Source organism: Hansschlegelia plantiphila (assembly GCF_027922265.1).
Taxonomy (GTDB): domain Bacteria; phylum Pseudomonadota; class Alphaproteobacteria; order Rhizobiales; family Methylopilaceae; genus Methylopila; species Methylopila plantiphila.
On sequence record NZ_BSFI01000008.1, the window covers coordinates 288547 to 314918 of the forward strand.

A 26372-nucleotide genomic window follows, 5' to 3' on the forward strand; every position below is an offset into this window, starting at 1 on the left:
CGCGGCGCCGCTGATCGCTCCTCCGTCGCCCGGAAGCGACGGAGGAGCCTTACGAAAAGGCCGACGATGCTGCTCGTCCTCGACATACTGACCACCGCCGCGATCCTGTTCGTGGTCTCGATCGGGCTGCTGGCGGTCTTCGGCGTTCTGAAGATCATCAATTTCGCCCACGGCGCATGGCTCACGATCGGGGCCTATTGCGCCGTGGTCGCCGCCAAGCTCGGCCTCAACCCCTGGGCCGCTCTGCCGCTCGCCTTCGTGGTCGGCGGCGCGCTCGGAGGACTGACGGAGCTTTTCATCATCCGCCCGCTCTACCGCCGGCCGCTGGACGCGATCCTCGCCACCTGGGGGCTGGGCATCGTGATCGGTCAGCTCATCACGCTCGGCTTCGGCCGTGACGTGCAGATGACCCCGAACCTCGTCTCCGGCACCGTCGAGATCTTCGGCGCGGATTACTCCGCCTACCGGCTGGCGACGCTGGGAGCGGCCATCGTGATCGGCGTCGCCTTCGCGCTCACCATCGGGGGAACGCGCCTCGGCCTGTCGGCGCGCGCCGTGATCATGAACGAGACGCTGGCGCGCGGCCTCGGCATCGACACAGCGCGCGTGCGGCTCTTCACCTTCATGATGGGCGCGGGGCTCGCGGCGCTGGCGGGCGTCCTGCTCACGCCGCTCACCAGCGTCGATCCGAACATGGGCGTCGGCTGGCTGATTGGCGCCTTCATGCTGGTGATGGTGGCCGACGCCTCCTTCCTGGCGCTCGGCGTCGCCTGCCTCGTCTTCGGCGCGGCGCAGGTGTTGGTGAGCACGTTCGTCAGCCCGATCCTGGGCAGCATCGCGATCGCCGTACTTGCGGCGCTGGTGCTGCGCGTCAGCCCGAAAGGCTTCTCCCGTGCCTGACGACGCTCCCGCCCTCGGGCTCGCCGCGCGGCCCGCGCGCAGCCGCGCGCGCTTGTCGCGATCCGCGCCCTTCGTGGTCGCAGGCCTCGCCGCGGTCGCGCTGTGGGTCGCGCCGGCCGTGCTCGACACCTTCGCCGTCAATGTGCTGACCCGCTCGATGATCTATGCGGTTCTGGCCGTGACGGTGGACCTGTTGTGGGGTTTCGCCGGCGTCCTCACCTTCGGACAAGCCGCCTTCTTCGGCGTCGGCGCCTATGCGACCGCGATGGCGCTGACCTATCTCGGGGCGACCCCGGAGTGGATGGCGGTCGCTCTCGCGCTCTCCGTCGCGGCGCCGATGGCGCTCGGCCTCGCGGTCGGGTGGCTCTCGTTCTACCACCGCTCGACGGCGCTCTACGCCTCGGTGATCTCGCTGGTCACCCCGATCGTGGTGACGCAGCTGATCTACTCCGGCGGCGAGTGGACAGGCTCCAGCAGCGGCCTCGTCGGCTTCGACGTGCTGCCGCTGGAGCTCGAAGGCTTCTTTCGGCTCGCGGCGCTCGTTCTCGTCGCCGTGACGCTCGCCGCCTGGGTGTTCGTACGCTCCGACGCCGAGCGGGCGCTGGTCGCCGTGCGCGACAACGATGCGCGCTGCGCCTATCTCGGCCTGAGCCCCAAGCGGCTTCAGATCGCGCTGACCACAGTCCTCGCCGGCGTCGCGGGCCTCGCCGGCTTCGTCTTCGCCAACGCGTCCTCGGTGGTCGCGCCGGAGAACGCCGGCTTCCTGTTCGGCACCGAGCTCGTGATCTGGGTGGCGCTCGGCGGCCGCGGCACGCTGCTCGGGCCCGTCCTCGGGACGATCGCGATCGACTACCTCGCCGCCAACCTCTCGGGCGACCTGCCGTTCCTGTGGCAGCTCCTGCTGGGGACGGCCTTCGTCGCGGTCATCATCCTGCTGCCCGGCGGGCTCGCCGAGCTCGTGCGCCGCGTGTGGGCGAGGCTGCCGTTCGGGCGCCGCCAGGCCGTCGCGCCGCGGCTCGTCGCGAGCTCGCCGCGGCCGAACGCGGCTGTCTCCGGCGCCCCGCTGCTGAAAATCGAGAACCTCGCGAAGTCGTATGGCAGCCTGACCGTGCTCGAGAACATCGACATCGAGATCCGGGCCGGCGAACTGGTCAGCCTCGTCGGCCCCAACGGCGCCGGCAAGACCACGCTGATGCGCTGCCTGAGCGACGGGACGGAGCCGTTCAGCGGCGCCGTCTCGATCGGCGGCGCCTCGACGGCGGGGCTGACGCCGAACCGCATCGTGGCGCTCGGCGTCGGCCGCAAGTTCCAAGTCGCAAGCGTGTTCGAGAGCCTCACCGTCGCGGACTGCCTGCTCCTCGCCCGCGCCCCGCACGACCGGCTCAGCCCCATCGGCCGCGCCGAAACGCTGAGCCTGCCGCAGGCCGCCCTCGACGTGCTGCGCATGACGGGCCTCGACCGCCTGCTGGCCGAGCCGACCCGCCTGCTCTCGCACGGCCAGAAGCAGGCGCTTGAACTCGCCATGGTGGTCGCGCTCGAACCGCGCCTCATCCTGCTCGACGAGCCGACCGCAGGCCTGACCAAGGCGGAGCGCACCACGATCGGCGCGGTCCTCAGAACGCTGACCGGCGATGGGGTCGCGGCGGTGCTGGTGGAGCACGACCTCGACTTCGTGCGGCAGATCTCCTCGCGCATCGTGGTGCTGCACCAGGGACGCCTGGCGCTCGACGGCACCGTGGACGAGGTCGTCAACTCCGAACTGGTCCGGACCATCTATTCGGGGGGCGCTCATGGCTGACGCGGCGCGAAAGGTCGAGGCGCCGGCCGGCGGCGACCTCGTTCTCGAGGGCGTCACCAGCGGCTACGGCGCCGTGTCGGTCGTGAAGGGCGTGTCGCTTCGTGTCGCGCCCGGCGAGATCGTCGCGCTGCTCGGCAAGAACGGCATGGGCAAGACGACCCTGCTGAAGACGATCCTGGGCATGACGCCTCTGAGCGGCGGCGCCATCGCGGTCGACGGCGCCTCGGTCGCGGGCCTGTCGCCGGCGAAGCTGGTCGCGCTCGGCGTCGGCTATGCGCCGCAGGAGCTGGCGCTTTTCCAGGACCTCTCGATCCGCGACAACCTGCGGCTCGCGCTTTCGAGCGACAAGCGATTGCCGGAGGCGCTGGAGCGCGTCTTCGGACATTTCCCCTTCCTCGCCGACCGGCTCTCGCAGCACGCCGGAACACTCTCGGGCGGCGAGCAGAAAATGCTGATCCTGGCGCGCGCCCTGATGCTGAAGCCGCGGCTGCTGCTGATCGACGAGATTTCCGAGGGCCTTCAGCCCTCCGTGGTGGACCGGATCGCGACGGCGCTCGCCCACGAGCGGGCCGCCAGCGGGGCCAGCATGCTGATCGTCGAACAGAATCTCGACTTCGCCCTGCGCGTCGCCGACCGCTGGGCGGTGTTGAAGCTCGGAGAGATCGACGACGAGGGCGGCGTCGACGAAACCGCCAGAAGCCGCGCGCTCGCACACCTCGGCGTTTGATCGGACGCATCGGCCGTCGCCCGCGCTCGATGATGACGATTTGCGCATGCGGACCTGCCGCTCGCCATGCAATCTGTCGCCGCGGCGGTCGCGGGGGATGAACAGGCGTAGACGCGTTCCCGGCCGCCGAACTCGCGACAGGAGCCCGCATGCCGACGAAACTCGCCGATCTTCCGCTCGACCTCGCCGCGCTCCGCGCCGCCTATGCAGACGGCCTCGACCCCGTCGCGGTGGTGGACGAGGTCTTCGACCGCATCGCGGCGCTCGACGATCCCGGCGTCTTCATCACGCTCGCTGACCGCGAGCAGGCGCGCGCCGCGGCCCGGGCGCTCGGCGCCAGGCCCGACGGCCGCGCGCTTTGGGGCGTCCCCTTCGCAGTGAAGGACAACATCGACGTCGCGGGATTGCCGACGACCTGCGCCTGCCCGGACTTCGCCTACACGGCCCGCGCCGACGCCGTGACGGTGGAGCGTGCGAAGGCCGCGGGCGCGATCGTGGTGGGAAAGACCAATCTCGATCAGTTCGCCACCGGCCTCGTCGGCGTGCGCACCCCATATCCGGCCCCGAAGAACGCAGTCGATCCCGAACTCGTGCCCGGCGGATCGAGCTCGGGATCGGCGGTCGCGGTGGCGCGAGGGCTGGTCAGCTTCGCGCTCGGCACCGACACGGCGGGCTCCGGCCGCGTGCCGGCGGGCCTCAACAACATCGTCGGCCTCAAGCCCACAGTCGGAGCGACGCCCTCGCGCGGGGTCGTTCCCGCGGTGCGCATGGCCGACGTCGTGACGGTCTTCGCGCAGACCGTCGACGACGCCTACACCGCCTATTCCGCGATCGGCGGCTACGACGCGGTCGATGCATTCTCGCGGGACGTCGCCATTCCGCCGCTCGGCGCGCTGCCGCCGAAGCTACGGATCGCGGTTCCCGACGCGGCGAGCCGGCGGTTCGGCGGCTCGGCCGAAGCGGCTGCGGCCTTCGACGCCACGCTCGAGGACCTGAAGGCGCTTGGCGCCGAACTGACGCCGTTCGATCTCGAGCCCTACTTCGCCGTCGCCCGCATGCTGTACGAGGATGCGATCGTCGCCTCGCGTTACGATGCGATCCGCGCGTTCTTCGACGCCTCTCCGAAGGCGCTGCACCCCGTCACCCGAGCGATCACCGAAAGCGGCAAGCGCTTCGACGCGGCGAACGCCTTCCACGTCCTTTACCGGCTGACCGAACTCCGCCGGGAGCTCGGTGGGCTCTGGACCCGCTTCGACGCCATGATCGTGCCGACCTATCCCCGGCCGCACACTGTCGCGGACGTCCTCGCCGATCCGATCGCGCTCAACAGCGAGCTCGGCGCCTACACCAACTTCGTGAACCTGCTCGACTTCTGCGCCATCGCGACGCCCGGCCGGCCCCGCGCCGACGCCAAGCCCGCCGGCGTGACGCTGATCGGGCGCGCCGGAGCCGACGCGCTGGTCGCGGCGATCGGCGAGGCGCTGCATGAGGCCGGCGGCGTGCCCGTCGGCTCGATCGGCCGCCTCCCGCCGAAGCGTCCGAAACGCGCCGCCGCGATCGGACCGGACGACATGGAGCTCGTCGTGGTGGGCGCCCATCTCTCGGGCATGGCGCTCAACCACGAGGTCACGTCGCGCGGCGGCCGCTTCCTTCGCGCGGTCGACACGAAGCCCTGCTACCGGCTCTACGCCGTGCCGGGAAAGATCGAGCGGCCGGGCCTGATCCGCGTCCCCGACGGCGACGGCGCGGCGATCGCGACCGAGGTCTGGGCGCTGCCTAGGGCGGCGTTCGGCGACTTCGCGCTCGGCGTCGGCGCGCCGCTCGGATTCGGGACCTTGCTGCTCGCCGACGGCACGACGCCGAAAGGCTTCCTGGCGGAGCCGGAAGGCGTGCGCGGAACCGAGGACATCACAGGCTTTGGCGGCTGGCGCGCCTATGTGGGATCAAAACTCTCCGCGTAGCTTGCGCTGACGCAAGGTCGATCCCCTATCTTTCAGGTGGCGTCGAGGTCCGGCGTGTAGGACGCTCGGATTGCACCGATGCGGAAGGGCCGCGCGGCGGAAACGGGATGCGACGCGATGAGCACGATCACGACGAAGGACGGCACAAGCATCTTCTACAAGGACTGGGGTTCGGGGCAGCCGGTGGCGTTCTCTCATGGGTGGCCGCTTTCGGCCGACGCCTGGGACCAGCAGATGATGTTCCTCGGCGCCAACGGCTACCGCGTCATCGCTCATGACCGGCGCGGCCACGGCCGCTCCGGCCAGACATGGTCCGGCAACACGATGGACCAGTACGCCGACGATCTCGCCGAGCTGTTCGAGACGCTCGATCTCAGGGACATCGTGATGGTCGGCCACTCGACGGGCGGCGGCGAGGTCGCCCGCTACATCGGCCGGCACGGAACGAGCCGCGTCGCGAAGGCGGTGCTGCTCGGCGCCGTGCCGCCGCAGATGCTGAAGACGGAAGCCAATCCGGACGGACTTCCCAAGGAGGTGTTCGACGGCATCCGCGCCTCGACGCTGGCCGACCGCTCGCAGTTCTTCCTTGACCTCACCATGCCGTTCTACGGCTTCAACCGCGAGGGCGCGAAGGTCTCCGAAGGCCTGCGGCAGTCGTTCTGGCTGCAGGGCATGATGGCGGGCGTCAAGCCGGCCTATGACTGCATAGCGCAGTTCTCGGAGACCGACTTCACGGAGGATCTGAAGAAGTTCGACGTGCCGACGCTGATCGCGCACGGCGACGACGATCAGATCGTTCCGATCGGCGCGTCGGGCCTGAAGTCGGCGAAGCTCGTTCCGGGGGCAACGCTCAAGGTCTATCCGGGCGGCTCGCACGGGTTGGCCCAAGTCCAGACCGACGCGTTCAACGCCGACCTGCTGGCCTTCATCCGCGGCTGAAGGTCAGACCGGCGTCTGCTGCCAGAGGATGTAGTAAACAAGGCAGCCGACCACGACGACGATCGCCGCGACCAGCATGATGCGCGTCACGGCGCTCGCGCTCGACGAGCCGGGGGACGCCGTCTCTTCAGCCGCGATCGCCACGGGGTCCGGCACGGCGGGGACGGCGGTCGGCGCGATCGGGGCCGAACCGAAAGCGAGCGGCGGCGCGTCGACCGTCGCGGTCTGACCATCGGCCGGCTCCTCATGCACCAGCGGCGGCGCCTCAGCGAGCGGCGGCTGGGCCAACGGCGCCGGCTCCGGAGTCTCGGCGGCGGGCGCCTCTATCACCGGCGCGGCGGCGTAGCCGGCTGAAAGCCGCGTCGCGAGCGCCTCGAAAAAACTCTCGGCGTTCTTGCGCGCGAAGCCCGTCACCAGGCGCGAACCAAGCTGGCCGATCTTGCCGGCGACCTCGACCTGCGCGTCGTAGGAGACCACCGTGCCGTCGCCGTCCTCGGCGAGGGTGACGTCCGCGCGGCCCTGACCCGAGCCGGAAGGCCCGGCGTCGCCATCGGCGAGCAGCGTGAAGCGCTCGGGCGCGGCGGCTTCGGTGCGGGTGACGGAACCGGTGAAGGCTGCGCGGACAGGCCCGATCTTGGCGTCGGCCGAGCCGTCGAAGGCGCCGTCGCCCGCGCGCTCCAGACGGGTGCATCCGGGAATGCACGCCTTCATCAGTTCGGGATCGTCGAGCGCCGCCCAAACGGCTGCGCGCGGCGCGGAAATGCGGTGAGAGCCGGAAAATTCCATGACACCGTCAATACGCTGGCGACGCGGGAGCACTTGTTCTAGGGCGCGGCCCCGCCCCCGGTCCAGCGCCACGTGCGGCTTCGCTTGCCTCGGCCGTCCCGCGCTGCATTCTTCGCCGCGCCACAAATCGGAGAAGACCGCTGATGCCCGCCTTCGTCTTTGACCCCGCCCCGCAGCCCGCCGTCGCCGTGCGCGGGACGTCGGCGCTGTTTCCGGCGCGCAGGGTCTATTGCGTCGGACGCAACTACGCCGCCCACGCCGTCGAGATGGGTCACGATCCTGACCGGGAGCCGCCGTTCTTTTTCATGAAGACGCCGGACGCGCTGCTGGCGGACGGCGGCGTATTTCCCTATCCGCCGGCGACCTCGGACGTGCACCACGAGATCGAGATGGTGGTGGCTCTCGGCGGCGGCGGTCGCGACGTCGCGGAGGCGGACGCGCTCGATCTGGTGTTCGGCTACGCCGTCGGAATCGACTTCACACGTCGCGACCTGCAGGCGGAGGCGAAGAGGCTCGCCCGGCCCTGGGAGATCGGCAAGGCGTTCGACCACGCCGCCCCCTGCGGTCCGATCGCCCCCGCCGCCGAGATCGGCCACCCGGCGAAGGGCGCAGTCACCCTCGACGTCAACGGGACGCGCCGCCAGACCGGCGACCTCGACCAGTTGATCTGGACCGTCCCGGAGATGATCTCGTGCCTCTCCCGTCTGTTCGAGCTCGCGCCGGGCGACCTGATCTTCTCGGGCACACCGTCGGGCGTCGGCTCCGTCGTCCGCGGCGACGTCCTGCGCGGGCGCATCGAGGGAGTGGGACAGATCGACGTGACCGTGCGCTGACGTCCCGATCACGCGGACGTCAACAGTCACTCAACTGTCGTGCGGCCCCGCTAGCTTCCCCGCGGCCCAGGGGATCGAGCGGCCCGAAGTTCGGGCGCGCTCAGCGTCCGGCGCAGCTCGGCCCGGACGCGTTCGGGGAACTCACATGTTGCAAGTCGCTCCGCATCCCGCCCTCGCGGATTCAGACAAACCACGAGGCGGGGCCCGGCTGTTCGCGGGCGGCCTCTTCACGGCGATCCTGCTCATCGGCGTCGGCTACGCCGGGATCAGCCTTTTACGCGACCTCGAGTCCGTGCCGCCCTCCGGCTATCTCGCCTACGCCCTGCTCGGCCTCGCGCTGCTGATCGCGCTCGGCTTCGAGTTCGTCAACGGCTTTCACGACACCGCGAACGCCGTCGCGACCGTGATCTACACGCACTCGCTGAAGCCGAACCAGGCCGTGGTCTGGTCGGGCCTCTGGAACTTCCTCGGCGTTCTCACCTCGTCCGGCGCCGTCGCATTCGGCATCGTGTCGCTGCTGCCGGTGGAGCTGATCCTGAAGGTCGGCACCGACGCCGGCTTCGCAATGGTGTTCGCGCTGCTGATCGCCGCGATCATCTGGAACCTCGGCACCTGGTATTTCGGGCTGCCGTCCTCGTCCTCCCACACGCTGATCGGCTCGATCATCGGCGTCGGCCTGATGAACCAGCTGATGGCCACAGATCCGAGCGGCGTGTCCGGCGTCGATTGGAGCCAGGCGCTCGGCATCGGCAAGGCGCTGCTGTTCTCGCCGCTGATCGGCTTCGGCGCGGCCGCGCTCCTGCTCATCGCGATGAAGGTCCTGGTCAAGCGCCCGGACCTCTACGCCGAGCCCAAGGGCGCCAACCCTCCGCCGCTCTGGATCCGCGGCCTGCTCATCCTGACCTGCACAGGCGTGAGCTTCGCGCACGGCTCGAACGACGGCCAGAAGGGCATGGGCCTGATCATGCTGATCCTGATCGGCACGGTGCCGACCGCCTACGCGCTGAACCGCGCGGTCGAGCCCGCCCAGATGCAGGCCTATCAGATCAACGCCGACAGGGCCGAGGCCGTGCTCGCAGCCCACGCCGCCGGCGCGCCCGCCTATGCCGGCGACCCGCGCCAGGCCGTCACCACCTTCGTCGGCGCCCGGACCATGACCGCCGAAACCGTGCCCGCGCTTCAGAGCCTGATCGACCTCACCGCGCGGGACGTCGCGGGCTACGGCAAGATCGCCGACGTGCCGCCCGAGAAGGTCGGCAACGTCCGCAACGACATGTACCTCGCCTCCGAGGCGCTCCGGATCATGCAGAAAAGCGGACAGCCGGCCTTGACGGCGGACGAGGCCAGGGATCTCGCCGCCTTCAGGCGCTCGCTCGACGACGCCACCAAGTTCATCCCGACCTGGGTGAAGGTGGCGGTGGCGATCGCGCTCGGCCTCGGCACCATGGTCGGCTGGAAGCGCATCGTCGTCACGGTCGGCGAAAAGATCGGCAAGACCCACCTAACCTATGCGCAGGGCGCCTCCGCCGAGCTCGTCGCGATGGCGACGATCGGGGCCGCGGACATCTACGGCCTGCCGGTGAGCACCACGCATGTGCTGTCGTCCGGCGTCGCCGGCACGATGGCCGCCAACCGGTCCGGGCTCCAGATCGCGACGATCCGCAACCTCGCGATGGCGTGGATCCTCACCCTCCCCGCGTCGATCGCGCTGGCGGGCGCCCTGTTCTGGATCCTGCGCCACGCGTTCTGAACACGCGCCCTCCGTCGGAAGACGTGTGGACACCCTGGAGGAGCCGCGGCTGATCTGCGGCTTCCGTTGCGACGCGTCCGGCGACACGAGGCGTCTGCGCTGGGAGGACGTCGACCAAGCCTTGGCGCCGACGACCGCGGGCGGGCTGGTCTGGCTTCACCTCGACGTCTCCGACGTGCGCGTGCAGCGCTGGCTCGCAGGACAGCCCGACCTGCCCTCCGAGGCGCGCAAGCTGCTGCTCGGGACCGAGACCCACCTGACGCTGCGGATCGTCGGGGACGCCGTTCTCGGAGTCGTCTCCGACCTCCATCACGATTTTGAGGACGATCCGTCCACCGTGGGCGCGCTGCGGCTGTATTTCGACGAGCGCCGCGTCGTGACCGCGCGCCGGCATCCGCTGCAGGCGGTCGACCGGCTCCGTCGGAGTTTCGAGCGCGAGGGCTGCGAGCGCCGGCCGTTGCCGTTGATCGCCACGCTGCTGCATCACCTCTCCGACGCCTTCGTGGGACTGATTCACGAAGCGACGGTGGATCTCGACGCCGTGGAGGCCGCGATCCTCGACGATGCGGCGGAAGGCGCCGCCGACCTCGGCCGCGTCAGGCGCAGGCTCGCGCGGCTACGCCGTCATCTCGGGCCCCAGCGGCTTGCGCTCGGCGCGCTCGCGGCCCGGCCTCCGGGATGGGCCGGCGCCGAGGACAGCGCGGCGTTGCGCGACGCGGTCTCCCGGCTCGACGGCGTCGGGCACGATCTCGATCTCGCCCAGGAGCGCGCCCGTCAGCTGCAGGACGAGCGCGCCGCCGCGCTCGCCGAGATCACCAACCGCAACCTATACGTGCTGTCGATCTTCACCGCGATCTTCCTGCCGATGACCCTGGTCACGGGCGTGTTCGGCATGAATGTCGGGGGGCTGCCGGGGGTGGGTCACGACGGAGGCTTCCTCTGGACGATGGCGTTGATGGCCGTCATCGGCGCCGGCACCTTCGTGGTCCTGAAGCTCGCCCGGATTTTCTGAAGGCGAAGGGGAAGGATTGGCGAAGGGCCCCTCATCCGCCATCGCCTCGCGATGTCGGCCTCTCACCGCAAGCGAGGGGTGAGCCGGCGCCGGAACCCCACGACCGCCGAACGTCTAGCGCTCCCCGCGATTGTGCCGCGGACGCAGCGGCGCTATGGGCGGTCTCCCAATCCGCCGCCCCGGAAGTCATCGCCTTGTCCCCGTCCCACCCGCCTGCGAACTCTCCCGCCCGCGTGCTGTTCGCGAGCCTGATCGGCACCACGATCGAGTTCTTCGACTTCTACATCTACGCGACCGCCGCCGTGCTGGTGTTTCCAAAACTGTTCTTCCCCGGCAGCGACCCCGCGGCCGCCACGCTGCAGTCCTTCGCCACCTTCGCGATCGCGTTCTTCGCACGGCCCGTGGGCGCGGCGATCTTCGGGCATTTCGGAGACCGCGTGGGCCGCAAGGCGACGCTGGTCGCGGCGCTGATGACGATGGGGCTCTCGACGGTCGCGATCGGGCTGCTGCCCTCATACGCATCGATCGGGGTCGCGGCTCCGCTGCTCCTCGCGCTGTTTCGTCTGGGCCAGGGGCTCGGCCTCGGCGGCGAATGGGGCGGCGCGGTTCTGCTCGCGACCGAGAACGCGCCAAAGGGCAAGGAGGCCTGGTACGGCATGTTCCCGCAGCTCGGGGCGCCGATCGGCTTCCTGTGCTCGACCGGCAGCTTCCTGGCTCTCGACTGGTTGCTGACCGACGAGCAGTTCTTCTCGTTCGGCTGGCGCATCCCCTTCGTCGCGAGCGCCGTGCTCGTCATCATGGGGCTCTATGTCCGGCTGAAGATCACCGAGACGCCGGCGTTCCGACAAGCGCTCGAGCGCCACGAGCGGGTGCGCGTGCCGATGATCTCGGTGTTTTCCGAACACCTCGCGACGCTGATGCTCGCCACCATCGCGGCGACCGCGACATTCGTGATCTTCTACCTGATGACGGTGTTCGCGCTGAGCTGGGGGACGGCTGCGCTCGGCTACACCCGCAGCGAATTCCTGCCGCTGCAGATGATCGGGGTGCTGTTCTTCGGCCTGACGATCCCGGTCGCCGCACGTCTCGCCGACGCCTGGGGGCGCGAGCGCACGCTGATCGCGGCCACCGTCGCGATCTTCCTGTTCGGCTTCCTGTTCGAGCCGCTGTTCGGCTCGGGCGGGGTCGGCGACGTCACGCTGTTCCTCTCGATCGGGCTTGCGCTGATGGGCTTCACCTATGGCCCGTTGAGCGCAGCGATGGCCGAGCTGTTCCCGACTGCCGTGCGCTACACCGGCTCCTCGCTCGCCTTCACGCTCGCGGGCATCCTTGGCGCCTCGCCCGCGCCATACGTCGCGACCTATCTCGCCAAGACCTACGGGTTGGCCTCGGTCGGCTATTACCTGTCGGCGATCGCCTTGCTGACCGGCGTCGCCTTCGTCGCCATAGCGCGCCGGGCTGCGCGGGTCCGCAGACCGCTGTCCACGAACGCGGCGACGGGACGGGTCTGAAACAGGCGCGGCGCGCCCGGTCGCGAGATCGGGCGGGCGGCGCTACAGGCTGCGTTTAAATGGCCAGGCCAGGAACTGGTGCTGCGAGACAGGATTGAACTGTCGACCTCTCCATTACCAATGGAGTGCTCTACCACTGAGCTACCGCAGCGCCGGGGGCTTCGAGCCGGCCGCGAAGCGGAGCCGGTCAGGCGCGCGGAACCTCTGCCATAAGCCCCCCGCGGGCGCAAGCGCGCCCGCGCCACGATCGGGCAAGAGTGACCGTCGGTCCTGCGGCTTTCCGGGAGACGCTTGCGCCGCGACGAAAGCGGAACTAGTTTGCGAACGAACGTTCGCTCTCTTTTTCAGGCGGGTCCGCGGCTCATGAACGACCTCAGTCCTCTCCGCGACCCGCGGGCGCAGCGCCATGAGGAGCAGCGCCGGCGCATCCTCGACGCTGCGATCGTCTGCTTCGCCCGCGGCGGCTTTCACGCCACCGGGATGCAGGCGGTGTGCGCCGAGGCCGGCATGAGCCCGGGCGCGCTCTACCGCTACTTTCCGTCCAAGGACGCCATCATCGAGGCGATCGTCGAGCGTGACCGCGCGGATATCCCGCAATTGCTCAGCCCCCTGCTCGAGGCGGACGACGTGGTCGGCGCGCTGATCGAATCCGCCCGCGCGTTCCTCGTCGGCAACCTCAGGCCCGACAGCCTGCCGCTGTTTCCCGAGCTCTACGCCGAGGCGGTGCGCAACCCGGCGGTGGCCGAGATCTTCGGCCGTTGCGACGACGAGGTCGGAGAGATCGTCGTGCGGGTCATCGAGCGCGGCATGGCGCTCGGCCAGATCGACGCCTCGCTCGACGCGCGCGAGGCGGTGCGCTTCCTGATGGCGCTGACCGACGGCGTGCTGATGCGGATCCTGCTCGAGCCCGCGGCCGAGATCGAAGGGCTCATGCCGATGTATGAGCGCTCCGTCCGTCGCTTCCTTGCGCCGGGAGCCTCGTCTTGAAGACCGCCCTGCGGTGGGCGTCCGCCGTCGCGCTGCTCGCGGCCGTGGGCGGCTACGCCTTTCGCGATGAGATCGCGCTCCGGCTCGGGGCCTATGACGCCGCGCGCGCGGAGACCTCCGCCGCCCCGCCGGCGCCGAAGCCGCCCTCGATCACGGTGGCGACCGCGAAGCGCCGCGAGATCGCACAGACCCTGGTGGTCACCGGCACGCTGGTGGCGCGCGACGAGATCCTCGTCGGCGCGCAGATCGACGGACTGAGGCTGGACGAGTACCTCGTCGACATCGGCGACCGCGTCGAGAAGGGCCAGGTGCTGGCGCGGCTCGACCGCGACATGCTCGACACCCAGCTCGTCCAGAACGACTCCTCGATCGCGCGATCCGAGGCCGCCATCGCCCAGGTCGGCGCCGCGATCGCGGAAGCCGAGGCGAGCCAGGTCGACGCCGACGCCGCGCTCAAGCGCGCCGAGACGCTGGTCAAGACCGGCAACGTCACCGGCGAGGTGCTGCAGACGCGCCAGACGGCGGTCCGGGTCGCTGAGGCGCGGGTGCGAGCCCAGAACCAGAACCTGAAGGTCGCCCAGTCCGACAAGACGCTGGCGCAGGCGCAGCGGCGCGAGATCGAGCTTCGGCTCGCCCGCGCCGAGGTCAGGGCGCCTGCGGCGGGGATCGTCGCGAGCCGGACGGCCCGCGTCGGCCAGATCGTCGGCATGGCGGGCGAGCCGCTGTTCCGGCTGGTGCGGGACGGCGAGGTCGAACTCGAGGCGGAAGCGACGGAGACGCGGCTGCACTCGGTCGAGGTCGGCCAGACAGCGCGCGTCGAAGTGGCAGGACTCGACCAAGCCGTCGAAGGCCGCGTTCGGCTGGTGGCGCCGATCGTGGACCCGGCGACCCGGCTCGGAAAGGTGAAGATCGCCCTGCCCGCAGATCGCGGGCTGAGGCCGGGCCTGTTCGCCCGGGGGCTGATAGAGACCGCGCGGCGCGAGGGCGTGGTGGTTCCGCAGTCCGCAGTGCTGTTCGGCGCCGGCGGCCCGCATGTGCAGGTGGCGACCGACGGCACGGTGTCGGAGCGCGCGGTCACGACCGGGCTTCAGGACGCCGACGGCGTCGAGATCACGAGCGGGCTGAAAGCGGGCGACGCCGTCGTCGCGCGGGCCGGCGGCTTCCTGCGGGAGGGAGACAAGATAACGGCGGTCGCCGCTCCCGACCGCAGCGCCGACGCCGCGGACGGCCGGGAGCTGACGCGATGAGGCTCAACGTCTCCGCCTGGGCCATCCGCAAGCCGATTCCGTCGCTGGTGCTGTTCGCCGTGCTGCTCGCGCTCGGCCTGTTCTCGTTCGCGTCGTTGCCGATCACGCGGATGCCGAACATCGACCTGCCGCTGGTCTCGGTCACGATCAACCAGTCGGGCGCGGCGCCGAGCGAACTCGAGCTGCAGGTGACCAAACGCGTCGAGAACTCCGTCGCCGGCATTGCGGGGGTGAAGCACATCACGTCCTCGATCAGCGACGGCGTGTCGGTGACGATGATCGAATTCCAGCTGGAGACCCAGGTCGACCGCGCCGTGAACGACGTGCGCGACGCGGTGACGAAGATCCGCACCGAGCTGCCGCAGTCGATCGAGGAGCCGCTGATCCAGCGGATCGACGTCGAGGGCATGGCGATCACGACCTATGCGGCCTCGGCGCCGTCGATGACGCCGGAGGAGCTGTCCTGGTTCGTTGACGACCGCATCGTGCGCGCGCTCCAGGCGGTGCGCGGGGTCGCCCAGGTCAAGCGCGAGGGCGGCGTCGACCGCGAGATCCGGATCGCGCTCGACCCGTCGCGGCTGCAGGCGCTCGGCGTCACCGCGGCCGACGTCAACGCCCAGCTGCGCGCGACCAATGTCGATCTGGCCGGCGGGCGCGGCGAGGTCGGCTCCCAGGAGCAGTCTGTGCGAACCCTCGCCGGCGCCCTGACCGTCAAGCAGCTCGCAAACGCTAGGATCATCCTGCCCGGCGGACGTGACGTCCGTCTGGCGGAGCTGGGCTCGGTGAGCGACGGCTCGGCGGAGCCGCGCATCGCGGCCCGGCTCGACGACAAGCCGATCGTCGCCTTCGGCGTCTACCGCGCGAAGGGTTTTTCGGACGTGGTGGTGGCGGAGGCGGCGAAGGCGAAGATCGCCCAGCTCGCCGCCGACCACCCGGAGGTCACGATCACGCCGATCGACACGACCGTCCGCTACACCGAGGCGGACTACCGCTCGGCGATGCACACGCTGATCGAAGGAGCGATCCTCGCGGTCGTCGTGGTGTTCATCTTCCTGCGCGACTTCCGCGCGACGGTGATCTCGACGCTCGCGATCCCGCTCTCGATCCTGCCCACCTTCTGGGCGATGGAGATGATGGGCTTCTCGCTGAACGCGGTCAGCCTGCTCGCGATCACGCTCGTCACCGGCATTCTCGTCGACGACGCCATCGTCGAGATCGAGAACATCGTCCGTCATATGCGGATGGGGAAATCGCCCTACCGCGCGGCGATCGAGGCGGCCGATGAAATCGGCCTCGCCGTGGTCGCGACCACCGCCACGATCATCGCGGTGTTCCTGCCGGTCAGCTTCATGGGCGGCGTCGCGGGGCAGTATTTCAAGCAGTTCGGCATCACTGTCGCGGTCGCGGTCGGCTTCTCGCTGCTGGTCGCCCGCCTTATCACGCCGCTGCTTGCGGCCTTCTTCCTGCGCGACCATGGCGCGCGCGAGGAGGAGGACGGCTGGATCATGAGGGGCTACACGCGACTGCTGGCCGCGTCGGTGCGCTGGCGCTTCGTCACGGTCGCGGCCGGAATCGGGCTCTTCGTCGGCTCGATCATGCTCGCCGGCCTGCTGCCTTCCGGATTCCTGCCGGAAAACGACACCTCGCGCTCGATCCTCAAGATCGAGCTGCCGCCGGGAGCGACGCTCGCGCAATCCGAGGGGGTCGCGAGCCGCGTCACCGCGCTGCTGAAGGACCGGCCGGAAGTCGCCTCGGTCTATACGACCGTCGGCTCGGGCGCGCAGGGCGGCTTGAACTTCGCCGCCGGCGAGGTCCGCAAGGGCGTCATCGTCATCAATCTGAAGCCACGTGCCGAGCGCGCTCTGACGCAGAAGGCGTTCGAAGGAGAGATTCGGCGCGAATTCGCCGAGATTCCGGATATCCGCTTCAACTTCGCCAACGACAACGGGCAGCGCGAATTCTCGCTGATCGTCTCGGGCTCCGACGGCGAGGCGGTGGAGCGCGCGGCGGTCGCGCTGGAGAAGGAGGCGCGCGCCGGCGTGCGCCAGCTGTTCAACGTCGTCTCGACGGCTGCTATCGACCGGCCCGAGATCCGTATCGTGCCGAAGCTCGACGAGGCGTCGGAGCTCGGCGTCTCCGTCGCGCAGATCGCGGAGACGGTGCGTATCGCGACCATCGGCGACATCAGCCAGAACCTCGCCAAGTTCTCGGCCGGCGACCGGCAGGTGCCGATCCGCGTGCAGCTCGACGAAAGCGCCCGGACCGACATCTCGACCTTCGAGAACCTGCGCGTTCGGCGCGACGCCGGCGGCAGCGTCCCGCTGACGGCGGTCGCAGACGTCAGCTTCGGACAGGGGCCGACCAGCCTCGACCGCTACGACCGCGACCGCCGCGTGGCGATTGAGGGCGATCTCGCCTCTGGCGCCGCGCTCGGCGACGCGCTGGCGGCGGTCAGGGCGCTGCCGGCCGCGAAGGACCTGCCGCCCGGCGTCACCCTGAAGGAGTTCGGCGACGCGGAGATCATGCAGGAGGTGTTCACCGGCTTCGCCACAGCGATGGGCGCGGGCGTCCTCCTGGTGTTCGCGGTGCTTGTGCTGCTGTTCGCCGACGTGGTTCAGCCCGTCACGATTCTCGTGTCGCTGCCGCTGTCGATCGGCGGCGCGCTGATCGCCCTGCTGCTCACGCACAACTCGATCAGCCTGCCGGTGGTCATCGGCTTCCTGATGCTGATGGGCATCGTGACGAAGAACGCGATCCTGCTGGTCGATTTCGCGATCGAGGAGATCGCGAAGGGCGCGCCAAGGACGACGGCGCTGATCGACGCCGGCCGCAAGCGCGCGCGTCCGATCGTGATGACGACCGTCGCCATGGTCGCCGGCATGGTCCCGTCCGCGCTCGCGCTCGGCGAGGGCGGATCGTTCCGCGCGCCGATGGCGATCGCGGTGATCGGCGGCCTGATCGCCTCGACGGTGCTGAGCCTCGTCTTCGTGCCCGCCGTCTTCACGATCATGGACGACCTTCACCGCTTCTTCGGCTGGGCGTTCGGCCGCTTCGTCGGACCTCGCGACGATGCGGAGGAGCCCCAACCCGCCGTCCATGCGCCACATCTGCGTGCGGCCGAATAGGCTTAGAAGACCTTTAATAACGCGCTCAGGGCGCTAACTGTCGTTCCAACGACCGTTCAAGATGTCGGATAGGCGGGAAACGATGCGTATACAGATGGCTGCTGCAGCGGCGGCTTTGCTCACAGCTCAGGGAGCGGCCCTCGCCGCTCCGATCAAGGTCGCGGTGTTTCCGTTCGAACTCTACGACACCAGCGCGGAAGGCGAGATGAACGGGGCTCGCCCCGACGAGGCGAAGCGGACGGTCGAGATCACCGATCAGGTCCGTGAGTTCCTGAAAGCCAAAGACATCGAGCTCGTCGACGTCACGCCCGCCCAGAAGGACATCGACGCCCAGACGCTCCGGACCTGTGGCGATTGCCCGGCGCGGATGGCGAAGTCGCTCGGCGCGGACTATTCGCTGATGGGATACGTGCAGAAGGTGTCGAACCTGATCCTCAACATCAACGGCGAGATCCGGAACGCGAAAACCGGCGAGCTCGTCCGCAAGGGCAGCGCCGACATCCGCGGCAACACCACGGAGTCCTGGGCGCACGGCACAAGCTATCTGATGCGCCACGATCTCTATCAGGCCCCCCTGCCGGAGCCGAAGGGCTAGCTCCCGAACACGGCCTGAGCTCGATCAGCCGGCGAGCCGCCGCGCCTCAGAGGCCTGCATGTGCGCCAATGCGACCGTCAGCAGCGGCGCGGGGACGCCAGCCGCCTTGGCCCGGGCCAGCATGTCCCCCAGGATATGCTCGTGCTCGGTGCGCGCGCCGCTCTCGAGGTCGCGCAGCATCGAGGCGGTTCCGGTCGACCCCTTCGCCGTCAGCGTCGCCCGGGTCTCCGACAGCGACGCTTCGCTCGGAGCGTATCCGGCCGCCGAGGCGACCGCGGCGCATTCCGTAACGAAGCCTTCCGCGATCGCCTGTCCGTCGTCCGCCGTCATGATGGCGCCGACAGGGGCGCGCATGAGACAGGTGAGGCCCGCGAAGGCGGCGATGAACGTGAACTTGGCCCACATCGCCTGAGTGATGTCCTCGCTCAGGATCGGATCGAACCCGCCTCGCTGGAGCGTCGGGAGCAGCGCCTGACAGGCGGCCGTCTGGGAGGTCGAGCGCGGACCGAAGATGAAGCGTTGCAGCGTGCTGAAGTGAAGGATGGAGCCGTCTGGCCGCAGCGCGCCGGGCATCTGGACAAGCCCTCCTGCGACGCGCTCCGCCCCGAACCGGGCGTCGAGCTCGCCATAATGGCGCAGCCCGTTAAGCAGGGGAATTACGAGAGTCGCAGGCCCGACCGCGGGGGCGACCGCGTCAATCGCGCTCTCCAGATCATAGGCCTTGCACGACAGCAGGACCGCGTCGAACGGGTCAGTCGCTTTCGTGACGGTCGCGACCGGCAAAGCGAGATCGCCGACCGGGCTCACGACGCGCAGTCCGTCTTTCGCGAGACGCTCCGCGCGGGCCGGGCGCACCAGAAAGGTCACGTCCGCGCCGCCCGCGGCGAGACGCGCTCCGAAATAGCCGCCGATCGCTCCGGCTCCAAGGATCAGAATACGCATCGGACACTCTCCTCCCCCGGCGCCGGGCGGCAAGAAGGCAATACCCGTACGGCGCGCGGCTTCAAGCTCGGAACGCGATGGCTGATATGCGCGCCAAAGCGCGCATTCGCCTTAACGGCTGTAAGTGACGCCCGACAGCGCGTGTGCCAAGCAGACCCGCACGACAAACCACGGAATTCGCGCATGACAGATCCCATCGCCGAAACCATCACGGTCGGCGCCCGCGATATCGCGATCCTCCGACGCGAAGGCGACGGCCCTTGCGTCGTCTGGCTGGGGGGCTTCCGCTCGGAGATGACCGCGACCAAGGCGACCGCGCTCGACGAATGGTGCGCGCGCCAGGGCCGGCCCTGCCTGCGCTTCGACTATTCCGGCCACGGCGCATCGGGCGGCCGCTTCGAGGACGGCGTGATCGGCGAATGGCTGAAGGACGCGCTGGCCGCGATCGCGCGCTTCGGGGGCCCAGCGCCGGTTCTGGTCGGCTCGTCGATGGGCGGCTGGATCGCTCTGCTCGCCGCTCGCTCCATGCCGCAGCCGCCGGCGGGCCTGGTGCTGATCGCGCCGGCCGTCGACTTCACCGAGGAGCTGATGTGGGCCGGTTTCCCCGACGACGTCCGCGCCGAGATCATGGCGACCGGGCGCTGGATGCGACCGACCGCTTACGCGCCGGAGCCCTACCCCGTGACCCGCCGGCTGATCGAGGAGGGCCGCAACCATCTTCTGCTCGGCGGTTCGATCCGCACCGGCGCGCCGGTGCACATCCTGCAGGGCATGCAGGACGTCGACGCGCCATGGTCTCACACGCTGCGGCTGGTCGAGCGGCTGGCGGAGGACGACGTGGTCGTCACCCTGATCAAGGACGGCGACCACAGACTGTCACGCGAAGAAGATATCCTGCGTCTGCTGGAAGCCGTGGATGGCGTCGCGCCCCGGGCATGAGGGGCTAGCCCGGTCGGAATCGCCGTGGCTAAAGTCGACCGACCCGATTCGGGCTTCCGTCACACGAGCATGACCGCCGGATGTCGTTGTTCCGCGCCCTGCGCGCCCCGACCTTCCAGACACGCCACGACGCGCGCCTGCGCCAGGAAGCGCTGTTCGTGGCGACGCGCTTCGGCCGGGTTCCGATCGCGGTGCGCCGCAGCGGCCAGGCCCGCCGGATGACGCTGCGGGTCCGCGCCGCCACCCGCGACGTGACGCTGACGCTGCCCGACGGCGCATCGATCTCCGGCGCGCGCGATTTCATCGAACGGCACGTCGGATGGATCGAGCAGCGGCTCGCGCGGCTGCCGGAACAGATCCCCTTCGCACCCGGCGAGACCATTCCGATCCGCGGCGTCGGGCACAGGATCGTGCTGCAGGACGGTCTTCGCGGCGCCGTTCGCATCGAGCCGGGCCTCCGCGGCGACGGTCCGTTGCTCGTCGTCCATGGCGGACCGGCGCACGCGGCGCGGCGCGTCGCCGACTATTTGAAGCGCGAAGCGCGCAAGGAGTTCGTCGCGGCCGCAGCCCGGCACGCCGCCACGCTCGGCGTAGCGATCGGCCGAATCACGATGAAGGACACGACGAGCCGCTGGGGATCCTGCTCGGCCTCCGGCGACCTCGCCTTCTCCTGGCGCCTCATCCTCGCGCCGCCGCATGTGCTCGACTATCTCGCAGCCCACGAGGTCGCCCATCGCCGCGAGATGAACCACGGACCGCGCTACTGGGCGAACGTCGCCCGGCTCGTGCCGGATTTCGAACGCGCCGAAACCTGGCTGAAGGCGCACGGGGCGACGCTGCACCGCTACGGCTGAGCGGAGCCCGCTCAGGTCGCGGCGAGCTCCTCAAGGCGGGTCTTGATCGCGGCGACGTCGCCGCTCAGCTCCAGAACCTTCATGCGGCTCGTCTCTCCGCTCGCAATCGCGACGTCCGCCTTCCTGAGCCGAAGAGTCTTCGCGATCATCGCGACCAGCGCGGCGTTGGCCGCCCCGTCGACCGGCGGCGCGGCGAGCCGCGCCTGAAGCGCGAGACGCCCGTCGGGTCCTGTGAAAACCCCGCCCAAAGCGTCGCGCGACGCCCGAGGCGTGACCCGGACGCGCAGCCGGACGCTCTTCGCCCCTACGACGAAAGGTCTCGGGTTCGGGACGTCGAAGTCTTCGCTCAACGGGCGAGGCCGGGGTAGGTTCGAGGGAGGCGGACAGATCGGTCACGGTCACAGGAGACGACGCGATGCGCATTCTCGTTCTGCAGCATCTCGACGTCGAGGGGCCGGGCTCCTTCGGCGAGATCTGGGACGCGCAGGGCCATGAGCGCACCACGGTGGAGCTGGACGAGGGCGAGGCTATTCCGCCGCTCGAGGATTTCGACCTGCTCGCAGTGATGGGCGGCCCGATGGACGTCTGGGAGGAGGATCTCCACCCCTGGCTGAAGACCGAGAAGCAGGCGATCCGCCGCTGGGTGAACGAACTCGGGCGTCCCTATCTCGGCGTCTGTCTCGGTCACCAGTTGCTCGGCGCCGCGCTCGGCGGAGAGGTCGGGCTTATGGCCGGTCCGGAGGTCGGCCTGGCGCGTGTCGCGCTCACCGAGGACGGACTGCGCGATCCCTTGTTCCAGGGCTTCGGCGCCAGCCTCGACGTGTTCCAGTGGCACGGAGCGGCCGTCCTGACGCCGCCCGCGGACGCCGCCGTGCTCGCCTCCAACGCCGCCTGCCCCGTGCAGGCGATGCGCTGCGGGCGCCACGCCTACGGCTTCCAGTTCCACCCTGAGGTCGTCGGTCAGACCGTCGAGGATTGGCGGCGCGTCCCGACCTACTGGGAAAGCCTCACCAAGGCGCTCGGCTCCGAAGGGGCCGACGAACTCGGCGCCGCGGTGACTGCGCGCCTGCCGACGTTCCGCGCGACGGCGGAGGCGCTGGAGCGCAATCTCGCCGCGGCCTGGGGGCTGGCGGAGACATCCTGAAGCGCGGAGGCTCACCACACCCTGGTGAGCGTGTAGCCCTTGGCGCGGAGCAGTTCGACCAAGCCGTTGGCTCCCGGAAGATGCAGCGCGCCGACGGCGATCAGCACGCCCCCCTTGTCGATCAGCGGCTGGGCGCGGTCCGCCATCAGCCTGTTTCGCCGATCGACGATGCACTCGAGAAAATCCGAATAGGACGAGACGTCCATCATCGCGCCGAACAGGTCGCCCTTCATGGCGAAGTACCAGCCGACCTTCCGCGCGCGGTAGAGCGCGAGCGTCGTCGCCTGCAGATCGTCGCCGGCGTCGGGCCGCGACACCGCGTCGACGATCATCCGGCGGGCCGTCTCCTCGGAGATCTTCGACACCGCGTCGAGCTGTTCGCCGACGGTCTCCAGTCCCACGATCTCGGCGCCGTTGGCGCGGCCCTCGCTCTCGACCCTGGCGTCGATCGTCGGCAGGCCCGCGCTCATCTGCTTGAGCTCGCATGACGAGACTTCCAGCGTCAGCGCCAGGAACCAGGGCTTGAGCACGCCGGCGACCGAGGCCGGCATGCCGGCCTCGGAGAGGCGGCGCTTCACCTCCGTGACCTGTTCCGCCGTGAAGCCGTTGAGGGCGGCGCCCGTCAGATCGATGCCGTTCGTCGTGACATAGGCGATCATTTCGGCCTGTGAGGCCGCGCCGTTGGCGTTGGCGAGCTCGACGGCGACGGTTCCCGACTCCTTGATCGCAGCTCTGAGCGGATCGCTCAGCGCGACGAGGTCGGCCTCGGTCGTGTGCATGGTGCCGAACAGGTAGGAGGCCGACGGCCCCTTGCCCTCGATCTTCCAGAGCAGCCCTTCGGCGTTCGGGACCGCTTGTCCCGCCCGCTCGAACGCCGCGTATTTCTCCGGGCTCTCCGCTTTCACCTTCTCGATCAGGTCGACGCCCTTGCACGGCGCCGGCGCGCTCTCGGCCGCAAACGCGGAGGAGGCGGCGAGAAGACCGATGGCGAGGGCGGCGGCGTGGCGGAGGAACATCGTGGCGGTCCGGATACGCGGGGCGCCAGACAAGCACCGAAATGGCGCCGGCCGAGTTAATCGAGCCGCCGAAAGCCGGGCATGGGCCTTGGGTCGCGCTTCCCGGACTTGCGCGGTGCGGAACGCCGCATATGGTGCCGCCATGCCGCTCAGCTCCGAGGAAGTCGAACGCTACGCCCGCCACATCGTCCTGCGGGAAGTGGGCGGCCCGGGCCAGCAGAAGCTGAAGGGCGCGCGCGTGCTTGTGGTCGGCGCCGGCGGCCTCGGCAGCCCGCTGATGCTTTATCTCGCGGCCGCAGGCGTCGGCGCCATCGGCGTCGTCGACGACGACACGGTTTCGCTCTCGAACCTTCAGCGCCAGGTGCTGCACGGCACGCCCGATATCGGCCGCCTGAAGACGGATTCGGCGACCGACGCGCTCGGGCGCGTGAACCCGCACGTCGTGGTGGAGAGCCACCCGTTCCGGCTCGACGCCACCAACGCCATGGCGCTGATCGGCGCCTATGACATCATCGCCGACGGTTCGGATTCCTTCGCGGCCCGCTATCTCGTGGCCGACGCCTGCGCGCTGGCGGGCAAGCCGCTGGTCACCGCGTCGCTCGGCGTGTTCGACGGCGCGATCACCACGATCCGGGCTCATGAGCGCCGCGCCGACGGGGCGCCGAATCCGACATGGCGCTGCCTGTTCCCGGAGCCCCCTCCGGCCGGGACAATCCCGTCCTGCGCGCAGGCCGGCGTGCTCGGCGCGCTCGCCGGCCTGATGGGCTCGCTGATGGCGATCGAGGTTATCCGCGAGATCGTCGGCTTCGGCGAAGGCCTCGTCGGCCGCCTGCTGGTGGTCGACGCGCTATCGATGCGCTTCGAGACGCTGACCTATGCGTGGGACCCCGCGAACCCGATCACCGGCGAAAACCCGACGATCCGCGACCTGTCGATCCACGCTGCAGGCTGACGCCTCTCACCGCGTCCAGACGAAGGCGCCGCCGGAGCGGCGCATGACCCGGAGCGAGCCGTCGGCCGACTTGACCGCGAGGTAGCAGCTCTCGCGCTTCGCCTGCCCCAGCGTCATGCAGAAGCCGTCGTCGTCGAGCCGCCAGGTTCCGTCTCCGGCCGAGCCCGCCCGGCCGCCGGTGCGGATCACCTTGCCGTCGCGTGAGAAGGTGAAATCGGATTTTCCGCCGCGCGGACCCGCCGTGGAGATCGTCTTGCCGTCGAACCAGCCGGCCTGAAGCTCCTTCGGGCCGATCAGCTCGGCCGCCGCGGCCGGCGCCGCCGCGAAGGCGAGAAGGAGAGGAATGGCGAACCAACCACGCATCATACGCCTCCACGTTCCCTGATTGTTCCAGAACAAAACAGGAATACAAAAAGGAGTCAACAGGGCGCGTGAGCGTGGATGGAGAGGAGGATCGGGGACAAGCCCGTCGTCCGGCTTGACCCTCGGACCTGCCCCCGAGGCGGCGTCGGACGCCAGCGATGGATGGTCCGGCGCCGCCGTGTCAGAGGCGAACGGGACGAGGATAGGCGGTTGGTCCGCTTACAGCATCGCAGGGAGGACGCGGTCCGGCGGGCGGTGGCCGTCGATGAAGGTCTTGATGTTGACGATGACCTTCTCGCCCATGTCGACGCGGCCCTCGATGGTGGCCGAGCCCAGATGCGGCAGCAGCACGACCTTGTTCTGGCGCGCGAGCTTGACGAGTTTGGGGTTCACCGCCGGCTCGTTCTCGAACACGTCGAGCGCCGCGCCCGCGAGCTCGTTCGCCTCGAGCATGCGCGCCAGGGCCATCTCGTCCACCACTTCGCCGCGCGCGGTGTTTACGACATAGGCGTCGCGCTTCAGCAGCTTGAGGCGGCGCGCCGAGAGCAGGTGATAGGTCGCCGGCGTGTGCGGGCAGTTGACCGAGATGATGTCCATGCGGGCGAGCATCTGGTCGAGGCTTTCCCAATAGGTCGCCTCGAGCTGATCCTCGACGGTCGCCGGCAACCGCTTGCGGTTGTGGTAGTGGATCGACAGGCCGAAGGCCCGGGCGCGGCGGGCGACCGCCTGGCCGATGCGGCCCATGCCGACGATGCCGAGGCGCTTGCCCCAGATCCGGCGGCCGAGCATCCAGGTCGGAGACCAGCCGTGCCACTCCAGATCGTCCGGCACCACGCGGGCGCCCTCGGCGAGGCGGCGGGGGCCGGCGAGGATCAGCCCCATCGTCATGTCGGCCGTATCTTCCGTCAGCACGCCCGGCGTGTTGGTGACGGTGATGCCGCGGTTCATCGCGGTCTGCACGTCGATGTTGTCGACGCCGTTGCCGAAATTTGCGATCAGCCTCAGATTTTCGCTGGCCTGGCCGAGCAGCGCGGCGTCGATGCGGTCGGTCACCGTCGGCACCAGCACGTCGGCCTCGCGCACGGCCGCGACCAAAGCCTCCTGAGAAAGCGGCGCGTCGTCATGGTTGAGGCGAGCGTCGAACAGCTCGCGCATCCGCGTCTCGATCACGTCCGGCAGGCGCCGGGTGACGACGACGAGCGGGCGCTTCTTCATGGGCCGGAGACCTTTCTCACAGCTCGGGCTCTACGGTTAATCCATCGTCAATGTCGACGGTGGATGCTCAAGCTCCAAGCGACCGGCCGGGCTTCACGCCCGGAAGGCCGTCTCTAGCAGACGACGCCCGGAACGCAATATCGCGACGTGAAGATGGAGCGTTCTGCGCCATGAAAGGATCGATCGCCGGAAGGCTCGCCGGCCTGCTCGTGGCCGCCGCGATCGCGTGCGGGACCGCGCCCGCCTTCGGACAGGCGGCGCGCGAGGGCGCGGCCGGCATGATGATCGGGCCGGTCTCCGGCCTGCCTGTGCCGCGCTTCGTCAGCCTCAAGGCGGGCAAGGTCAACGTCCGCGCCGGGCCGACCAAGGACCATCCGGTGACCTACATCTACCGCCGCGCCGGCGAGCCGGTGGAGATCACCGCGGAATACGACAACTGGCGCCGGATACGGGACTCCGAGGGCTCAGAGGGCTGGGTCTGGCACAGCCTGCTCGCCGGTCGCCGCACCGCGCTGATCGCGCCGTGGTCGAAGGAGGCCGCGCTGCCGATCCGGGTCCGCGCAGGCGGCGATGAGCGCCTGAGCGCGCGGCTGGAGCCGAAGGTGCTGGTGGAGGTCCGCCGCTGCGACGGCTCCTGGTGCCGGGTCGAGGGCGACGGTTTCGACGGCTTCATCGAGCAGGACAGACTGTGGGGCGTCTATCCCGGCGAGCGGTTCGAGTGATCGGCTAGAAAGCCCCCGGAACGAAAACGGCCGCCGCATCGCTGCGACGGCCGT

The 26372-nt window shown here is 69.6% G+C and carries 24 protein-coding genes and 1 tRNA gene; 18 read left to right on the forward strand and 7 right to left on the reverse strand.

The window, feature by feature from the left end:
- The first annotated feature begins 66 nt into the window (after positions 1 to 66).
- From PKE75_RS11135 to PKE75_RS11155, 5 genes are all read left to right on the forward strand, one after another.
- Positions 67 to 900 carry a branched-chain amino acid ABC transporter permease gene (locus PKE75_RS11135; protein ID WP_271168798.1) on the forward strand — a complete coding sequence of 278 codons (834 nt, stop codon included), beginning with the start codon at positions 67 to 69 and terminating at the stop codon, positions 898 to 900.
- A complete protein-coding gene (locus PKE75_RS11140; protein WP_428979133.1) occupies positions 893 to 2698 on the forward strand; it encodes an ABC transporter permease subunit in 1806 nt (601 codons plus the stop codon). The genes PKE75_RS11135 and PKE75_RS11140 overlap by 8 nt, the downstream gene beginning before the upstream one ends.
- Entirely contained in the window at positions 2691 to 3425 is a 735-nt protein-coding gene (locus PKE75_RS11145) for an ABC transporter ATP-binding protein (RefSeq protein WP_271168799.1), read from the forward strand. Before PKE75_RS11140 ends, PKE75_RS11145 begins: the two co-directional genes overlap by 8 nt.
- Positions 3426 to 3574: 149 nt before the next feature.
- Positions 3575 to 5386 (forward strand): allophanate hydrolase, encoded by a 1812-nt coding sequence (gene atzF / locus PKE75_RS11150; RefSeq protein WP_271168800.1) that lies wholly within the window; start codon positions 3575 to 3577, stop codon positions 5384 to 5386.
- Between the two features lie 117 nt (positions 5387 to 5503).
- The gene (locus PKE75_RS11155; protein ID WP_271168801.1) at positions 5504 to 6325 is read left to right on the forward strand and encodes an alpha/beta fold hydrolase; all 822 of its coding nucleotides are present in this window, start codon (positions 5504 to 5506) and stop codon (positions 6323 to 6325) included.
- Positions 6326 to 6328: 3 nt separating this feature from the next.
- Here PKE75_RS11155 and PKE75_RS11160 read toward each other — a convergent pair whose 3' ends face one another.
- Positions 6329 to 7111, reverse strand: coding sequence for an SRPBCC family protein (locus tag PKE75_RS11160; RefSeq protein ID WP_271168802.1), 783 nt, complete (start codon positions 7109 to 7111; stop codon positions 6329 to 6331).
- 143 nt (positions 7112 to 7254) lie between these two features.
- Here PKE75_RS11160 and PKE75_RS11165 point away from each other — a divergent pair, with 143 nt between their 5' ends.
- The 4 genes from PKE75_RS11165 (at position 7255) to PKE75_RS11180 (ending at position 12217) form a co-directional block, all read left to right on the forward strand.
- Positions 7255 to 7944: a fumarylacetoacetate hydrolase family protein gene (locus PKE75_RS11165; protein ID WP_271168803.1), complete on the forward strand. Its 690-nt coding sequence runs from the start codon at positions 7255 to 7257 to the stop codon at positions 7942 to 7944.
- Between the two features lie 145 nt (positions 7945 to 8089).
- A complete protein-coding gene (locus tag PKE75_RS11170; RefSeq protein ID WP_271168804.1) occupies positions 8090 to 9694 on the forward strand; it encodes an inorganic phosphate transporter in 1605 nt (534 codons plus the stop codon).
- A gap of 25 nt (positions 9695 to 9719) precedes the next feature.
- Complete coding sequence (locus PKE75_RS11175; protein WP_271168805.1) at positions 9720 to 10706, forward strand: CorA family divalent cation transporter; 987 nt, start codon at positions 9720 to 9722, stop codon at positions 10704 to 10706.
- A gap of 188 nt (positions 10707 to 10894) precedes the next feature.
- Positions 10895 to 12217: an MFS transporter gene (locus PKE75_RS11180; protein WP_271169181.1), complete on the forward strand. Its 1323-nt coding sequence runs from the start codon at positions 10895 to 10897 to the stop codon at positions 12215 to 12217.
- Positions 12218 to 12293: 76 nt separating this feature from the next.
- Here PKE75_RS11180 and PKE75_RS11185 read toward each other — a convergent pair.
- Positions 12294 to 12368: transfer RNA gene (locus PKE75_RS11185), tRNA-Thr, on the reverse strand.
- A gap of 212 nt (positions 12369 to 12580) precedes the next feature.
- Between PKE75_RS11185 and PKE75_RS11190 the strand changes: the two genes are divergently transcribed.
- The 4 genes from PKE75_RS11190 (at position 12581) to PKE75_RS11205 (ending at position 18171) form a co-directional block, all read left to right on the forward strand.
- Positions 12581 to 13204, forward strand: coding sequence for a TetR/AcrR family transcriptional regulator (locus PKE75_RS11190; protein WP_271168806.1), 624 nt, complete (start codon positions 12581 to 12583; stop codon positions 13202 to 13204).
- A complete protein-coding gene (locus PKE75_RS11195; RefSeq protein ID WP_271168807.1) occupies positions 13201 to 14451 on the forward strand; it encodes an efflux RND transporter periplasmic adaptor subunit in 1251 nt (416 codons plus the stop codon). Before PKE75_RS11190 ends, PKE75_RS11195 begins: the two co-directional genes overlap by 4 nt.
- The gene (locus tag PKE75_RS11200; RefSeq protein ID WP_271168808.1) at positions 14448 to 17576 is read left to right on the forward strand and encodes an efflux RND transporter permease subunit; all 3129 of its coding nucleotides are present in this window, start codon (positions 14448 to 14450) and stop codon (positions 17574 to 17576) included. Before PKE75_RS11195 ends, PKE75_RS11200 begins: the two co-directional genes overlap by 4 nt.
- A gap of 94 nt (positions 17577 to 17670) precedes the next feature.
- Entirely contained in the window at positions 17671 to 18171 is a 501-nt protein-coding gene (locus PKE75_RS11205; RefSeq protein WP_271168809.1) for a DUF3280 domain-containing protein, read from the forward strand.
- A gap of 24 nt (positions 18172 to 18195) precedes the next feature.
- Here PKE75_RS11205 and panE read toward each other — a convergent pair whose 3' ends face one another.
- The gene (panE, locus tag PKE75_RS11210) at positions 18196 to 19113 is read right to left on the reverse strand and encodes a 2-dehydropantoate 2-reductase (protein ID WP_271168810.1); all 918 of its coding nucleotides are present in this window, start codon (positions 19111 to 19113) and stop codon (positions 18196 to 18198) included.
- 183 nt (positions 19114 to 19296) lie between these two features.
- Here panE and PKE75_RS11215 point away from each other — a divergent pair, with 183 nt between their 5' ends.
- Both PKE75_RS11215 and PKE75_RS11220 read left to right on the forward strand, forming a co-directional pair.
- Entirely contained in the window at positions 19297 to 20052 is a 756-nt protein-coding gene (locus PKE75_RS11215; RefSeq protein ID WP_271168811.1) for an alpha/beta hydrolase, read from the forward strand.
- Between the two features lie 80 nt (positions 20053 to 20132).
- A complete protein-coding gene (locus tag PKE75_RS11220; RefSeq protein WP_271168812.1) occupies positions 20133 to 20906 on the forward strand; it encodes a M48 family metallopeptidase in 774 nt (257 codons plus the stop codon).
- Between the two features lie 11 nt (positions 20907 to 20917).
- Here PKE75_RS11220 and PKE75_RS11225 read toward each other — a convergent pair whose 3' ends face one another.
- Positions 20918 to 21256 carry a DUF167 domain-containing protein gene (locus PKE75_RS11225; protein ID WP_271168813.1) on the reverse strand — a complete coding sequence of 113 codons (339 nt, stop codon included), beginning with the start codon at positions 21254 to 21256 and terminating at the stop codon, positions 20918 to 20920.
- 65 nt (positions 21257 to 21321) lie between these two features.
- Here PKE75_RS11225 and PKE75_RS11230 point away from each other — a divergent pair, with 65 nt between their 5' ends.
- On the forward strand, positions 21322 to 22050 hold the full coding sequence (locus PKE75_RS11230) for a type 1 glutamine amidotransferase (RefSeq protein WP_271168814.1): 729 nt from the start codon (positions 21322 to 21324) through the stop codon (positions 22048 to 22050).
- 11 nt (positions 22051 to 22061) lie between these two features.
- On the opposite strand, the gene PKE75_RS11235 is transcribed toward PKE75_RS11230, so the two are convergent.
- Entirely contained in the window at positions 22062 to 23066 is a 1005-nt protein-coding gene (locus PKE75_RS11235; RefSeq protein ID WP_271168815.1) for a TraB/GumN family protein, read from the reverse strand.
- A 142-nt stretch (positions 23067 to 23208) separates the two neighbouring features.
- On the opposite strand from PKE75_RS11235, the gene PKE75_RS11240 reads away from it, so the two are divergent.
- Complete coding sequence (locus tag PKE75_RS11240; protein ID WP_271168816.1) at positions 23209 to 24018, forward strand: HesA/MoeB/ThiF family protein; 810 nt, start codon at positions 23209 to 23211, stop codon at positions 24016 to 24018.
- A 6-nt stretch (positions 24019 to 24024) separates the two neighbouring features.
- Here the strand turns inward: PKE75_RS11240 and PKE75_RS11245 are convergent, their stop codons facing one another.
- Both PKE75_RS11245 and PKE75_RS11250 read right to left on the reverse strand, forming a co-directional pair.
- On the reverse strand, positions 24025 to 24381 hold the full coding sequence (locus PKE75_RS11245; protein WP_271168817.1) for a hypothetical protein: 357 nt from the start codon (positions 24379 to 24381) through the stop codon (positions 24025 to 24027).
- Between the two features lie 219 nt (positions 24382 to 24600).
- Positions 24601 to 25596 carry a 2-hydroxyacid dehydrogenase gene (locus tag PKE75_RS11250; protein WP_271168818.1) on the reverse strand — a complete coding sequence of 332 codons (996 nt, stop codon included), beginning with the start codon at positions 25594 to 25596 and terminating at the stop codon, positions 24601 to 24603.
- 170 nt (positions 25597 to 25766) lie between these two features.
- Here PKE75_RS11250 and PKE75_RS11255 point away from each other — a divergent pair, with 170 nt between their 5' ends.
- A complete protein-coding gene (locus PKE75_RS11255; RefSeq protein WP_271168819.1) occupies positions 25767 to 26318 on the forward strand; it encodes an SH3 domain-containing protein in 552 nt (183 codons plus the stop codon).
- Positions 26319 to 26372: the final 54 nt, after the last annotated feature.